This window comes from Mucilaginibacter angelicae (assembly GCF_042434235.1).
GTDB lineage: Bacteria > Bacteroidota > Bacteroidia > Sphingobacteriales > Sphingobacteriaceae > Mucilaginibacter > Mucilaginibacter angelicae.
This window is the reverse complement of the sequence record NZ_JBHLTS010000078.1, coordinates 162,220-177,081: the sequence shown is the minus strand read 5'-3', so window position 1 is coordinate 177,081 and position 14,862 is coordinate 162,220. Positions and strand designations below refer to the sequence as shown.

General features: G+C 41.4%; 14 protein-coding genes. 4 read left to right on the top strand and 10 right to left on the bottom strand.

Annotated elements, in window-relative coordinates:
* Nucleotides 1–15: 15 nt before the first annotated feature.
* Nucleotides 16–1,191, bottom strand: coding sequence for a glycosyltransferase family 2 protein (locus ACFFGT_RS29015; RefSeq protein WP_377026017.1), 1,176 nt, complete (start codon nucleotides 1,189–1,191; stop codon nucleotides 16–18).
* Nucleotides 1,188–2,111 carry a glycosyltransferase family 2 protein gene (locus ACFFGT_RS29010; protein ID WP_377026016.1) on the bottom strand — a complete coding sequence of 308 codons (924 nt, stop codon included), beginning with the start codon at nucleotides 2,109–2,111 and terminating at the stop codon, nucleotides 1,188–1,190. The genes ACFFGT_RS29015 and ACFFGT_RS29010 overlap by 4 nt, the downstream gene beginning before the upstream one ends.
* A 78-nt stretch (nucleotides 2,112–2,189) precedes the next feature.
* On the opposite strand from ACFFGT_RS29010, the gene ACFFGT_RS29005 reads away from it, so the two are divergent.
* The 4 genes from ACFFGT_RS29005 to ACFFGT_RS28990 are packed head-to-tail and all read left to right on the top strand — an operon-like array spanning nucleotide 2,190 to nucleotide 4,741.
* The gene (locus ACFFGT_RS29005) at nucleotides 2,190–2,690 is read left to right on the top strand and encodes a hypothetical protein (RefSeq protein WP_377026015.1); all 501 of its coding nucleotides are present in this window, start codon (nucleotides 2,190–2,192) and stop codon (nucleotides 2,688–2,690) included.
* 11 nt (nucleotides 2,691–2,701) lie between these two features.
* Nucleotides 2,702–3,844, top strand: a complete 1,143-nt coding sequence (locus tag ACFFGT_RS29000; protein ID WP_377026014.1) for a SpoIIE family protein phosphatase — start codon at nucleotides 2,702–2,704, stop codon at nucleotides 3,842–3,844.
* On the top strand, nucleotides 3,841–4,176 hold the full coding sequence (locus ACFFGT_RS28995) for an STAS domain-containing protein (protein WP_377026013.1): 336 nt from the start codon (nucleotides 3,841–3,843) through the stop codon (nucleotides 4,174–4,176). The genes ACFFGT_RS29000 and ACFFGT_RS28995 overlap by 4 nt, the downstream gene beginning before the upstream one ends.
* Nucleotides 4,177–4,189: 13 nt before the next feature.
* Nucleotides 4,190–4,741: a hypothetical protein gene (locus ACFFGT_RS28990; RefSeq protein ID WP_377026012.1), complete on the top strand. Its 552-nt coding sequence runs from the start codon at nucleotides 4,190–4,192 to the stop codon at nucleotides 4,739–4,741.
* Between the two features lie 3 nt (nucleotides 4,742–4,744).
* Here the strand turns inward: ACFFGT_RS28990 and ACFFGT_RS28985 are convergent, their stop codons facing one another.
* The 8 genes from ACFFGT_RS28985 to ACFFGT_RS28950 all read right to left on the bottom strand — a co-directional run bounded on the left by ACFFGT_RS28985 (nucleotide 4,745) and on the right by ACFFGT_RS28950 (nucleotide 14,827).
* A complete protein-coding gene (locus tag ACFFGT_RS28985; protein WP_377026011.1) occupies nucleotides 4,745–5,887 on the bottom strand; it encodes an acyltransferase family protein in 1,143 nt (380 codons plus the stop codon).
* Nucleotides 5,888–5,966: 79 nt separating this feature from the next.
* Nucleotides 5,967–8,618 (bottom strand): non-ribosomal peptide synthetase, encoded by a 2,652-nt coding sequence (locus ACFFGT_RS28980; RefSeq protein WP_377026010.1) that lies wholly within the window; start codon nucleotides 8,616–8,618, stop codon nucleotides 5,967–5,969.
* Nucleotides 8,619–8,673: 55 nt separating this feature from the next.
* Entirely contained in the window at nucleotides 8,674–9,891 is a 1,218-nt protein-coding gene (locus ACFFGT_RS28975; protein ID WP_377026009.1) for a glycosyltransferase family 2 protein, read from the bottom strand.
* Between the two features lie 62 nt (nucleotides 9,892–9,953).
* The gene (locus tag ACFFGT_RS28970; RefSeq protein ID WP_377026008.1) at nucleotides 9,954–11,171 is read right to left on the bottom strand and encodes a glycosyltransferase; all 1,218 of its coding nucleotides are present in this window, start codon (nucleotides 11,169–11,171) and stop codon (nucleotides 9,954–9,956) included.
* A 9-nt stretch (nucleotides 11,172–11,180) separates the two neighbouring features.
* The gene (locus ACFFGT_RS28965) at nucleotides 11,181–12,524 is read right to left on the bottom strand and encodes an oligosaccharide flippase family protein (protein WP_377026007.1); all 1,344 of its coding nucleotides are present in this window, start codon (nucleotides 12,522–12,524) and stop codon (nucleotides 11,181–11,183) included.
* 10 nt (nucleotides 12,525–12,534) lie between these two features.
* Nucleotides 12,535–13,149, bottom strand: coding sequence for an acyltransferase (locus ACFFGT_RS28960; RefSeq protein WP_377026006.1), 615 nt, complete (start codon nucleotides 13,147–13,149; stop codon nucleotides 12,535–12,537).
* 8 nt (nucleotides 13,150–13,157) lie between these two features.
* Nucleotides 13,158–14,666: an O-antigen ligase family protein gene (locus ACFFGT_RS28955; protein ID WP_377026005.1), complete on the bottom strand. Its 1,509-nt coding sequence runs from the start codon at nucleotides 14,664–14,666 to the stop codon at nucleotides 13,158–13,160.
* A gap of 23 nt (nucleotides 14,667–14,689) precedes the next feature.
* Nucleotides 14,690–14,827, bottom strand: a complete 138-nt coding sequence (locus ACFFGT_RS28950) for a hypothetical protein (protein ID WP_167667979.1) — start codon at nucleotides 14,825–14,827, stop codon at nucleotides 14,690–14,692.
* Nucleotides 14,828–14,862: the final 35 nt, after the last annotated feature.

Here is a 14,862-nt window from a genome sequence, read left to right as displayed (position 1 = left end):
CTTATAATCAATGTTTTACTGCTTTCGTTGTACCTTTTCCCAAACCGCGCTTTGCTTAGTGCTAAAATACCGGATAATACCAGCCAGCACTGCATAGTTCATAACACAAAAATAATAGGGTATAAAAAGAACTTTTATGCGCAGTTGCCGCTTTTCCATTATTAAGCCAAGCAAGGCAAGTATATAAAACAATACCTGTGCCAATAATAAGCCCCGCATAGCTGTTTCGCCCGGTTTAAGGGCTAATATTACGTTTAAGATAAATGACAGGATGAGCAGAAATGGGGTAATTGTCCATCTCAATACCCGGTGACTGATATACTGAAATGATAAAACCGGGTAGGGGAACGGGTTAAATAATTTTTTAAGCCTTAAGATAGATTGGATCCCGCCGGCAGCTATCCTCACTTTTCGTTTTAACTCTTCCGAAACATTTTCGGACGCTGTTTCGGTAGCGAAGGCTTCTGGTTCATAAATAATGCGGTAGCCTTTAGCAGCTATCAGCATCGAAATCATAAAATCATCAAGCACCGTATCCGGCTCAACAGGCTGGTACAGGGAACGGCGTACACTAAACAGTTCACCTGCTGCCCCCACAACAGAGTACAATTCTGAGTCCCATTTTTTTAGTGCCGATTCATATTTCCAATAAAAGCCTTCGCCCGCTGCGCTGGCATCTGCATTTTCATCAATATGTACGCGTTTCTCGCCGGCTACAGCGCCAACTGTTGCGTCGCTGTAATGCCTGCATATTTTTATTAATGCATCCTTATTTAAAAAAGTATTGGCATCGGTAAACACAACGGCATCGGTATCAACATATTCCATGGCACGGTGTACAGCGGCTATTTTACCTGCCCGCTCCGGCTTGTGCAGCAATTGAATTTGTGGGTACCGGGCAATAATATCAGGTGTTTTGTCTGATGATCCGTCGGTAACAAAAAGCAGCTTCAGCTTTCCTTCCGGATAATTGAGCTGAAGGCTGTTGCTGATCTTTTGTTCAATAAAATATTCTTCGTTGTAAGCAGCTATGATCAAGGTACAGGAAGGGAGTACATCCAGATTTTCCAAAGGGAGAGGTCTTCGGCCTTTAAAAGCCCTTTTGATCCTGATGATCAGGTACAGGAAAATCCCGTATCCGGCAAAAGTGTAAAAAACAATAAAGAGGCTTATGGCTAAAATTATTTTCATGCTATGGTGTTAATGGGGTATCCTAAATTGCTGCTGTTTTTTGAGTGGGTAAAATTCCACCATACCGCTTTAAGAAGCATAGGTATAAATCCATACTGTTTTTCTTTGATATAGCTAACCAAATTGCGGGGTACCACAAGCAGCAGGAAATAAAAATAAAAGAAGATTTTTTTAAACAGCGGGGCATTCCGGCGGATAAACAGGATCCTGTTACGGTTCATAAAATATTCCTTTAGCTTGCTTTTTTTACCTACCGAAACTGATTCTTTGTGGTAAATGAGTGCATCGGTACAAACCCAAGCCTTGAAACCAGCTCTTATGATCTGTTCACACCAATCAACCTCTTCATAGTATAAAAAGAAGTTTTCGCACATTATGCCAGCCTTGTCAATAGCTTCTTTCCTGATCATCATGGCTGCGCCGTGGCAGTAAGCAGTAGGGGCGGTTATATGGTCAAACTGGCCTTCATCCTTTTGTTTTAAGCCAATGACACTATTACGGCAGGTGTAGTAGTTCATGGGGGTGTACCCGGCATATTGTATCAGGTTTTTATCACTAAAGTAATTGATCTTGGGTGATAGCATGCCTACAGCTTTATTGCTATCCATTACCTCAACCAGTTTTTCAACCAAGCCTGGGGTAAATTCGGTATCATTGTTCACCATGAAAATATAATCGCCGGTTGCAGCTGTAAGCCCAAGGTTATTACCGCCTGCAAAACCAAGATTAATATCCGAACGAATAAATGTAATATTGGGGTATTTTATCCTCCAGCCGGGTACCGGATCTATCTTACTTGCATTATCAACAACAATTATTTCCATATTACTGTAAGTACTTGTATTTTTAATCGATAATAACATCTCTTCGGTGATAGATGGCTGATTAAAACTTACAGTAACAACAGAAACTTTTTTCATCTAAGAGGGGTTATTATCAATATTGCTTTTTACGGCTAATATCAGTAAAAGTTAACCAAATTATATCACTACATTCCTTTGAAGAATAAACTAACCAATAATGATGAGTCGCTGCTTGATACAAAAGTTGATGAGCTTATACTACTGCTGAAAAAGGGGGATATTGATAAAGAATATATTAAAGTTATACAGCAAAGAATAAATAATGCCATTGATCATAACCCCATTCCGCAAAAATTTGATGCCTTTAGCGGGTTAGACCAGGAACAAAATCGCCTGGATATGGTAACAAACCTGGAGCTTTTACTTACGCAACACCCCGTTGATAGCCGGGAATCAAAGAGGTACCTGTTTCATGAAAAATTAAAACGAATTGTTTTAATAGCGATTGCGGTTACCATGATTATACTTGGTTTGGCCATGATCATAATGCCGGCACCTCCGTACTTTGAAATGTTTACCATCTTTTATTTTACAAAGGATGATGGCATAACTTTAATGGATGTTATATCGGTATTAATAGTGTTAACAGGCGTATATTTGTTTATAAACGCCATACTGCGGAAAATTAATTCCTGAATACCTAACTTATGCCAAAGCGTCCCAAAATACTATTGGTTGATGATAGCCTGCTTGTTTTGAAGGTTATTGGTCAGGCTTTGGAAAAAGACGGCTTTGTGTGTAGTAAGGCTGATAATGCTGAAGAAGCTTTGGCGCTGCTTAAAAATGAGGTGCCCGACCTGATCTTGTCTGATTACCAGATGCCCGGTACCGATGGCTTTGCGTTCAGGCAAAGTTTAATGGCTGTGCCCGAGTATAAAAATATCCCCTTTATGTTTCTGACATCGGTTACAGATCATGATCATATGATAGCGGGAATGAGCCTTGATGCTATAGATTACATTGATAAGGATACACCCATTGCCTTCATTATTTCAAAGATCAATAATTTTCTGAATAGCATCCGCGAAAGGCATGAGCACACAATAAGAGAACTGAGCAGTGCCGCAATGGCGTTAAACTTATATTCTGTTCCGCAGGAAAGGCCCCGTATCGATGGTTTTGAAATCGACTTTTGGCATAAATCATTTGAAAATTACCCGGGCGGAGATTTTATTGATGTGATAACTATCAATAACAGATATACTTTTATTATCCTGGGCGATGTTATGGGCAAAAAGTGGGGCGCCTGGTTTTTTTCATTCGGCTATCTGAGCTATATAAGGGCCGCTGTTAGGTTATGTGTTTCGGAAGGGGACGTATCGACCAAAAGCATCATGCAAAAAATCAATTCGGTTATTTATCATGATCCGGTTGTGAGTGAGGTATTATCGACACTTTCACTTATCATGATTGATTCCATGGATGAAATGCTAAGCTATACAGGAGCAGGTGATTTGCCGCTACTATATTTTAGCTGTGCCGAAAATAGGCTTGACAGGATCAGCTCATCGGGATTATTGCTCGGGGTTAGTAAGCAAGGCGGTTATGACGAACATTTGTTTACTATGCAGCCCGGCGACCAATTGATTATGATTACCGACGGATTGATAGATAAAGAGACGTCGGCAGGTAAGAAAACCGACCTGAATGGCTTTACTAACGAAATTGAGGCGTATCTTGGTAAAGCTGATTCATTCGCGATATTAAAATATGATGGCTTCTTAAATGAAAAGGCCAATGAACAAATTGACGATTGCAGTTTAATATTTATTCAAAAAATACCTAAATGATATTACAAACACGTTTGCTTGATAATGTACCGATTGCGGACATACAGCTTAAAGAGGCAAATTTGGCGAGTGCTGAACAGTTTAAGTCGGAATTGCTTAGCCTGATCAGCAACGGAAACAAGTATGTTATTGTAAACTTTGAGCAGGTAATATATGTGGATAGTTCTTTTTTAGGCGCATTGGTATCAGCACTTAAACTGGCCATAAACAACGGGGGAGATATTGCTGTAGTAGGTTTAAATAGCGATATCAGATCTTTATTTCAATTGGTGCGGCTTGATAAAGTGTTCAGGATCTATACAAATACACAGGAGGCTTTAACCGGGGCATAAACGAATTACTACCTTGAAAAAGTTTGTTTTTAATAATGAAACTGAAGGTATTTATCCTTTAACCGTCCAGATCATCGGCTATATAAAAAACCTGGCAAAGGATATAGTTGATGATCATACAGATTTCAGGATAAAAACTATCCTGATTGAGCTGCTTACTAATTCGCTCAAGCATATGGGGAGTGATGTAACCAGCATCGGGATTGATCTGAAAAATAACAAGCTATATATTAGTAAACAGGACAAGGGAAAGCCGCTGCAGATTAATACCCGGCAAGCTTTGCTGACCTGGCCGCTGCCAAGCAGCAAGTTTGCCCGAAATGAAATCGCTATTTATGGCGATGGCTTTGGTACGTTAAAAGGTCGGGTGAAAAACAGCAATCACCTGGAGTTTTTTACCGAAGATTTTGATGTGCAATATGTTGATAAGGAAACCATTATGGGGTTGAATGAACATTATGGCCTGATGATCATTGCACGCGCCAGCGATACATTTGATTACAAACACAAACCTGGTACCGGGGTAAATACCTTTACATCGGTAATTGAGCTTAAACAGCAGTAAATATTACTGTGTTATTTTCTGAAAGCGTTTCTTAATGGTCAGAAAAGGTTTTTCGTATCCAAAGTAGGATAATGCGGCCAGCCCGATGGCACATGATATAGTAGCCACGTATATAATCATATTCTGCATTACCATATTCATTGTTGAGATATAATGATGCACAAGGTACAGGATTAAAAATAAGGGGTATTTATGCAGCAGATAGATACCATAGGAAATTTGCCCGATAAAATTAAGCGCTTTGCTTTTTATAGTGTAAATGCTGGTTTCGGCCTGGCAAAGGTTAACGATAAGCAGCGAAGAGATAATAGCCAGCGGTACATCGCCATGGCCAATATTGCGGGTAAGGTACAGATACACATAGCCCACAAATGTTATAGAAAGTATAACCTGCATGTAAGGTTTAAACATTAGGTTGAACAGTGGCTGCAGCTTAAAGTTAAATGTTGGATATTTTGTATTATGAAATAAAACAGCTGTAACTGCACCAATCATCATATTATCAAACCGGGCGTAGTAAAAAAACTGGCTAAAGAGTTTCCAGATAAGATTGGTGTGTTTGAGATGGTTAATGGTTAGCTGTAATGTCCACATAAAAAGGATAAAAATTACAAATGCATAAAGCATGTTTTTATAATTCTTTATTCTGAAAAAATGCGGGTGGAAGATGTAAAACTGCTCCTCGGTGCCAATTGACCAGATAGGGTTAAAAATATCGGGCAGCATTTGAAGGCAAAATGCGAGGTTAGGCATGAAAAACACTGATAACCACAGGGCTGTTGATGAGCCTTGCCCGGGATAAATAAAGAAGCCAATGATTACCAGCAGGAAATACAAAGGCCAGATCCTGAGCATGCGCCGGACATAAAATGCCTTAAAGTTAACAGCCGAAAAATTGCGTTTTTCTTCCAATAGCAGATAAGTGATCAGGAACCCGCTTAAGGCAAAGAAAATAGTGACACCCGTTTTGCCAAAATAAAGTATGGTTATATATGGGATCCGGGCTACATGGAAATCAGCTTTATGCAGTTCGATATGGGATATGACCACCATGAGGGCAGCAAGGGCCCTTACTCCATTTAGGTTTGAGAAATAAACCCTTGCTTTGTCTGTTGATTTTATATCCTTTTCGATAGCTTTCTCCATATTTAACACAGCCGGTTAATTTTAATATAGCTAAAAGTTTTAACACGGTGGCCTTGTGTGCAGGTAAAAGCCTGGAAAATTAAATTTCAGCTGCCCTGTCAAGGCATTTTTGTAACACTTCGGCAAATTCCTTATCATTTGGCGGAGCAAATATGGTGTTATGCTCGCCCGGGATCTCGTGCACATTTACACCTTTCAGCGCAAAGGGTTTCCAACCCAAAAACTCAAAATCTTCCATATAAAATGTCCGTTTTTTAGCTCTGAACAGGTCCAGGGTTATATTTAACGGTTTTAATATGTAGTTACGTAATGCTTTTTCACTTGCCTCGTCAATCTCATTATCGTAAGCAAAAAAACCTTCCCGTTTTTCGTTAGGTTTAAATATTTTCCAGTAAAATTTTATCAGCTGGCGTTTAAGCATCAGGCCTTTGTACTCAATGGTACGTTTAGGGTCTTCGGCCAGTAAAACAAAGCTGTGTGCAAATTGCTTTGCGCGCAGTGTGGTTTTATCAACTATCTTTTTAGCCTTGCTGTCGTTTACATTTGAACGTTCGGCATAGGTATCAAACATAGCTACCATTTTCACCTCTTTACCGGCTGCTATAAGTTGGTTTGCCATTTCATAGGCAATAATGCCGCCTAAAGAGTAGCCTGCCAAAGCATACGGGCCTTCAGGGTTTTTAGCAACTATCTCGGCAATGTAGTTTGCCGCAATCTCTTCCATTACATCAAGAGGTTCATCTATGCCATTCAAGCCCCGTGCCTGCAAGCCGTAAACCGGTTGTTCTGCATTCATGTTCATGGCAAGGGCGTTGAATAATAACACATTCAAACCTGCGCCGTGTACAATGTATAAAGGCATTTTACTGCCCTCCGGCTTAATAGGTACTAATGATTCCCAGCCGATAGCTTCATTTCCCTCAAGTCTTGCTGCCAGTTTCTCAATGGTAGCATGCTCAAACAAGGTGGCCAGCGGCAAGCGTTTGCCGGTTTCCTGTTCAATAGCCGCCATAATTTTTACGGCGACTAACGAGCGGCCGCCCAGCTCAAAAAAGTTATCGAAAATACTGATCTGCTCAATACCCATATTCTGCTGCCATATTTTAGCAACCAGTTTTTCATTATCGGTACGTGGCGCTACAAATTCACCTTCACGGTATATAATACTGTAATCAGGTTTAGGGAGGGCTTTGCGGTCTATCTTGCCATTTGGCGTAATAGGGATCATATCCATTACCACAAAATCATCCGGCACCATGTATTCGGGCAAGGTAGCCAGCAGGCCTTTTTGCCATGCATCAAATTGTGTTTTCAGATCCGCACCTTCTTTTTGCTCGTTTACAATAACGTAAGCCACGAGGCGTGGCATTCCGGGTGTATCTTCACGGGCTATTACTACAGCCTGTTTAATATTATCTTCTTTTAAAAGGTTTTGTTCAATTTCTTCCAGCTCAATACGGTAACCACGTACCTTAACCTGGTGGTCAATACGGCCCAGACAAACAATTTCACCATCCTGCCTGATCTTGCCCAAATCGCCGGTACGGTACATTCTGGCACCTTCAACAGGGGAGAAGTTGTCTTTTACAAAACGTTCGGCCGATAATTCGGCACGGTTCAGGTAGCCAACCGCTACGCCATCACCGCCTATATAAATTTCGCCTATTGAACCATCGGTAAGGTTATTAAGCGCCTCATCAAGAATATAGATCTGGGTATTGGCCACCGGTTTACCAATGGTAATATCCTCATCGCTGATGATCTGTTTTATAGTTGAATAAATAGTGGTTTCGGTAGGCCCGTACAGGTTCCAGATCTCCTCGCATTTAGGTAAAAGCTGTGTAACCAAATCCTTTGGAAAAGCCTCGCCGCCGCAATAAACTTTTAAAGGCAGTTTGCTGTCCCAACCCGATACCAGCATCATGCGCCAGGTAAAAGGAGTAGCCTGCATAATAGTCACATCTTCTGCTTTAACCAAATCAACCAATGCGCGGCCGTCTTTTGCGGTTGCTGAATCGGCCAGTAAAAGTTCGGCGCCGGTTATCAAGGGTAAATACAGGTCCAGGCCAGCAATGTCAAATGATATGGTAGTAACAGCCAGTACTTTATCAGCAGGTGTCATGCCCGGCATCTTTTGACAGCTCAGTAAAAAGTTAACCAGGTTAAAGTGACGGATCTGCACGCCTTTAGGTTTGCCTGTTGAACCTGATGTATAAAGAATATAAGCAAGGTCTTCGCCATTAACGCCGGTTTCCGGTTCGGTTACAGGGTATGACGGGAATTTCTCCAAAGCGTCTTCAATCAAAACTTCGGTTGAGTTTGCAGCAAAATGATTATGGTATTTTTCGGCAGTGATCAGGATCTTAGCCGAAGAATCTTCCAGCATAAATTCGATACGGTCTTTCGGATATTCAGGATCAAGTGGTACATAGGCTGCACCGGTTTTCATGATGGCCAATAATGATATCACCATTTCGGGCGAGCGGTCAAGCGCAACACCGGCAACATCACCTCTCTGGAGCCCCTGGTCAATCAGGTAGCCGGCCAGTTTGTTGGCCGCTTCGTTAAGTGCTTTATAGGTTAATACCCGCTCATGAAATTTTAGCGCCGTTTTATCCGGGTATTGCCGGGCTGTAGCCGCAGTTAAATGGATAAGTGCTTTTTCTTTAGGATAATCTGCAGCTGTATTGTTTAACATGCTTATAACATCAGTATTCAAAGGGGTATCCATAAGTGTTTTTATATGCTATTATTCCTGATTCAATTAATTACCAATCTTGTTTCCGTTACTTAACTGCAGTTGCCTGGTCGTTTACGGGTTCAACGGGAACATTATCATGCGGCGTATGAATAAACTTTTTGTTTGCCCCCTTTAACTTAAACAGGAGCGAAAACATGGTGAAAAATATCAACGGCAGTTTAAGCATTGCTTCCAAAAGTTTCGCGTTATAGAACGATGTTGGGATGGCAACTATGATACCAAGGTAACAAGCCGCGGTTGCTCCGAGCCATAAATGCCAGTGCGGACCAATGCCGGGAGTGAAAAAAGAGATCAGCAGCATAAAAGGCATCAGGCCAAGCATCAGCACGCGGGGCAGGATAGCCATCTGGTAAATCTCGTTCACATAATCAAAATTGCCGCGGAAAAATTGGGCAGGTGCAGTAGCCCCATATTTTTTAAGCAGGTTAAACTGGGCCGAAAGCCAGCGTTTACGCTGTTTTTCAAATACTGCGGGATTACTTACTTTTTCGTCATATATGTACGCTTTTTCGGCGTAGGCAACATGGATTTTATCACGGGTGAGCAGTAAGCCCATCTCTTTATCAAAGCCGCCAACAGCATCAATACGCGACATTACATTTACAAATAAATCATATTTAAGCGCCATTCCCGAACCTATAATGGCTGCAGAAAACTTAAATAACTGCTGTGATTTCCTGAAAATGTGGTTGTTAACCTCTTCACTAACAGCGTCAAGTATCGCTACCTGTGTGTTGGAGTTTTTTGCAACCCGGTGGCCCTGCACTACCTGGTGACCTGCCTGGATATAATTATTGATCTGATGCAGGTAATCAGGAGCGGCAACATTATCAATATCAAAAACAACAGCGGCATCAAAACCGGCAGCTGTATTTTCAATGGCTTTATTTAATGCTTTTGATTTGGTGCTTGTTTCAAAAACTACCTCAACCACCTGCAAAGGCATCTGCTTTAGTTTAGCAATAGTTTCGGGTTTCATGGAGTCGGCTATCACACAAACCAGGAACTTATCCTGCGGATAATTGATAGTTAAAGCTGCTGCTGCCGAGTTTAAAATAATTTCATCTTCTTTATAAGCGCAGATGTAAATTATGAACTTACTAAGTGCATTTGCTGCAGGCGGCGGTTTAATGGGGATTAATTTCCCCAGTACAGAGAACACAAACAAATACAGGCTATATACACCAAGGTATATAAACAGCAAAATGGCTACTACAGATGCAATGAATTTGATGATTTCCATGTGTTTTTGATGATAACCCTGTTTTATATTAATTATAAGTAACAGGTGCGTTTCTCTAAAAATTAACCTTTCTGCTTATTATTCAAATTTGTTGCCAGCAGGCCCTTGATCTCTGTTATACGGTGCTCCCATGTATTTTGTGCTGCTACTTTTAATCTTTTTTGCTGCAGAAAAGGAGTATCATTTAACGCAAGGTTAATGGCAGCAGTAAATTCACCGGCATTTTTGCAGATGTACACGGTGTCACCGGTAAATTCTTCCAGGTCTTCGTTAAAATCGGTGATAACTACCGGGCGGCCTGAGCCCAGGTATTCAAATAATTTAAGGGGGAAAATAGAACTGCTTACATCATCTTTTTTAAACGGGATGATGGCAACATCAAAGCCTTTGAGCACTGCAGGTAATAGCTCATATGGCACAGCGCCCTTTTTGAATATATTGGGGGCATTAAAGGCCGGATTGTTTTCGTAATCTATATCAACCGGCCCCACAAATACAAAGCTTTTATCGGGGTTTTGCTCAGTTAATTTAGTCATCAACTCATAGTCAATGCGGCGTTCAATGTTACCGAAATAGCCGATAATAGGTTTTTTGAGATCAGATAATATTTCTGCTACAGGTAAAGCCTGGTCAAGCGCCTTTTGGCTGTGGGCAATGTTGGCGGCGTTAGGTACAAAATAGGAGTTAGGGTTAAGCTTGCCTTTTACATTGCTCAACTCTTTACTGGTGCTGATCACCAGATCCATGTCTTTAACCAGGATATCTTCTGATATGAGACCATGGCGCGTTTGGTATTCCTCAATCAGCGGGTCAACGCAATGGTAAACCTTGAGTAAGGGTTTCAGTTTCAACAACCGGTGCATGGTTGGATAGTAAAACGCGTATGAGTTAATGAAGATATAATCCTTTATACCAAGATTTTTAATAACCTTATTGAGCCTGCCCGCTACTATCCTTTCGTTTACTTTAAGGGCCAGCCGGTACATAGCACCTTCGGGCAGCGAATTGATTGACGGTACAGGGGGCGTAATGATGATCTTTAAATTCGGGATCTCCGTTTGGATAAAACTATCCTTTGGCGAAAAGAAGTGCGGCTTGCGGGCATTATATCCGGGCGTGTTTTTAAACTGGAGATAATCTTTCCAGGTATAAGGCCTGTCAACATAGTATACATAATTATCTTTAGCCAAATGTTTGGCCATAGTATAGTTAGTTGACTCGAGGCGGCTATCAAACTGCATTTGCGAGAATATAACGATATGCCGGTTTTTAAGCTCCATATAGCTTGCTTATTCAGTTAATTGTTTTCCTTTGATTTTGCTGATCACAACACCTATAAGTTCCTTTAGTTCGATGTAACCCAAAACAAAAATGTCGGATATTTTAAATTGAAGATGCTTTTTTAATGCCCAATAACCAAATATGGCCCCGGTAAAGAACGTGAAAATAGAGGCGACTGCTACGGCATAAAGACTGTGAAATATAAAAATGCCCGTAAAATCGCCGATTACGTTAACTGTTAACATCAGGAACACCTTGATCATGTTAAGGTGGGGTTTATTGATAATATCAAGTGTGATCCCGAAAAACCTGTCGATAGGCAACAGCATTACATAACACATAAAAATCCTGAAGATATTGCCGGCATCCGAGTGCTGGTATTTAGCGCCGAATATAAGCCCGATGATAAGATCGGCAGCAGCGAAACAAATTATGGCAATAGGGGTAAGCGCCATAGTAAGCATGCCCGCGTATTTTTTCATGATATAGGTAACATGCTTTTTATCACCCCGCTGTACCGCTGCCGACATGGCAGGCAAAGCGGTAGAAATAAAAGCCCTTAGCGGGATCTCAAAGATCTCCATTAGCCGCTGCGGGATATAGTAAACAGCCAGCAGATCAGGACTGAACATAGGTTTTACTATGAGTGTATCAGAGCTCCTGAGCAGGTATGAGCTTATGGATGTACCTACGCTGTATTTGCCAAAATGCGCCATTTCCTTTATGGTGCTCCAGCTTTTATAGGCTATTGTTTTTACCTTGGCCCAACCTATAAAAATGCAAATGGTACTGCTAAGCAGGTTTGCCGCAAAGTAAGAGTAAATGGTTGTTTCAAAGTCTGATTTGCCTGCAATAGCCAGCCCGACTACCAGCACAAGGAAACCTCCCTGGTTCATTAACTGCAAAATGAACATTTTATCAAAGCGCTCTTCGGCCTGAAGGATCCAGAGACTTACTGCCGATGGAAGCGTGCAGAAATAAATGAGACTGAACCATTTAAGCGTAATAGCAATATCAGCATCCGGATTTTTATAAATAAGATAGATCAGCAGGTTTACCACAGCGAATGCTGAAGTGATCAGGAAGCCCAGGTACCAGGTTGACCCTGAGATATTTTTCTTCCTTTCGGGTGTTGATCCTGAATAAAATTTAATCAGTGAGGTTTGGAGGAAGCCTGTGCGGAAGGTATCTGCCAGTGTAAATACAATCAGGAAGAATACATAGTTACCAAAGTCGGGTTTGCTTAAGCGGCGGGCAAGTAATGATAATATCACCATCCCCAAAACCGGTAATACTGCATTTGTTGCCAGCGAAAGCGTGTGTTTGTTTATTAACTTTTTAAATAAACTCATGTATTTTGTTTTACGCTTTCTCCCACGTTTGTGTTGTGAAATTGTATTGTTTTATTACTTTGGCTGGGTTGCCAACCGCTACCGAATAGGGCGGGATATCCCTTGTAACCACGCTTCCCGCTCCAATAACCGAATGTTTACCAATGGTTACGCCGGCAGTTACTACACAGTTGGCGCCGATCCATACATTATCGTCAATAGTAATTTGTTTGGTTGTAACCTTTTGATGGCGTGGCGGCATACTTATATCCTGGTAGCCATGGTTAAGGCCGGATATAACAACGTGCTGCGCCGTCATGCTGAAATTGCCTATTTTAACGGGCCCAATGATTACGGTGCTAATGCCTACACCCGAACCTTCGCCTATAAAAACATCACCAACACCGTTATTGATCACTGCAAAATCCTCCACAATGCTTTTTGTACCGAGCGAAAATTTATTGAAAGGGAAAAGGTCCATCCTTGCGTTACGCCGTACCACGCTGTTTTTACCACGGTGATGAAAAAAACGGTTAAGGATCAGCCTCACCCAAAGCCTCGGCCTCGACTGTCCGGGCGGAATAAGCATCCAGTGGACTAACTTTTTTAATTTAGGGTTTGATTTTATGGATGATACAAATGACATCTGCTTAATTAAATTAGTATTGCCCCGGTGTTGCTATTCTTTTTTAATTGTTCCTGTTCCTGTTCGTCAATGCGCTTGCATACCACAAGGATGGATATTGCCAGGTAAAACAGGATGTTTGACGGGTATTGAACGAGAGCCTGTTGCGGAAAGTTACCTATATTAAATGCAAACAGGATCAGTAACATGGCCAGGCAGTAATTTTTGAGCTCAGGGTTTTTAATGCTGAAATAAAAGTTGATGCCCGTTTTGAGCACCACAAAAAATAGCGTGCAAAAAAGGATGAGGCCAACCCAGCCCATTTCAACAGAAACACGTACATAGCCGCTATCCGGAGGGAACTTAGCCAGCATGGAGTTTGGAGAAAATTTCCGCCCCCAAACACCTACAGAGCCCAAACCACCGCCAATAGGGTGCGAAAGGATAAAGGGTTTGATCTTTTTCTGATTTTCGGCACGAACATTATAAGATGGGTCGTCGGAAGGGTTGAATGCCGTTTGGAACCGCTTAATTAACGGGTTTGACGTTGGCATCACTATCAACATACCTAACAATGCACCAGCTACAATCGTGAAAGTTAAAACGCGCCTGTTAAAATTTAAAACAGCCAGCATGGAAAGCGCTCCCGGTACCAATACATAAGCGGCCCTTGTGCCCGAGTATAGCATTACAAACAGGAAAAAGCCGGCAATACAGCCCAGCAGCACTTTACGCTTAACTGGGATATCGCCCATGAGAAGTACAACGCAAAGCAATGCCCCAATAACCATGTTATATGAAAACGTAACCGGATCCGAAAAGATCCCAAATTTGCGCATATGCCCGTTAATGAATAACAAGCTTACCCGCAGCGGGTCGGCGTACAGGTACCGGTGCTCAAATGGAAAAAAGCCAATGTTTTCCTGCTGAAAGGCCGATAAGCCCGCAAGGATATCCAATGTTATCCAAAGCTTTAACAGTGTTTTAATAAACTTCACCGTACGGATCTGGTAAACAAAAACAAAATACATGAGCATGATGAAGCCCACTGTTCGAACGGTATAAATCCAGGCCAGTCTTGATTCGGCCGAAGGATTTACAAACTCCAGCATATTGTATGCCAGCCACACTAATATCATGTAGCTGATGGGGTTTTTAAAATACGTCCAGTTTTGTTCGGTGCGCTGTTTAATGAAAAAACCAAGAATGAGCAGGTAGGTGGTTACATCCATCAATGTACCAATGGGCACTGAATCGGGCAAAAATTCAGAAACGTAACTGATGAAAAAGGCAGCTATGATCAGTGCACAGATCCCAAATTCGGGGTAAACAGTAATGGCAAATACAATGGGTAAGCCTATAGTTAACGCCAAAACAACTCCTACACCTATAAACTCAAGCTTATAAGTTAAAAAGCTTATAGCAAGTGAAGTGATTAACAGGAAAAACAGCGCAAAGGGGTGCGAAAACTTTTGAACCAGGAGGTTTTTCCAAAAGCCCTGCTTAATTTCAGTATTGCCTGTTTGTTCATCACGCATGAGGTTAAATGCTTTTTATAAATTTACAGGAACAAGATCTTCACAGCCCACACAAACACACCTATAAATGCAAATACTATAGCCGCTTTACGTGTTTTTTTTTGAAGCGGACTTAAATCTTCAAACGGATCCTTTTCTGGTTTTGGAGGGTCAATTCTCATTTTAAGTAGTATTAATAGGTATAAGACGGTGCTTT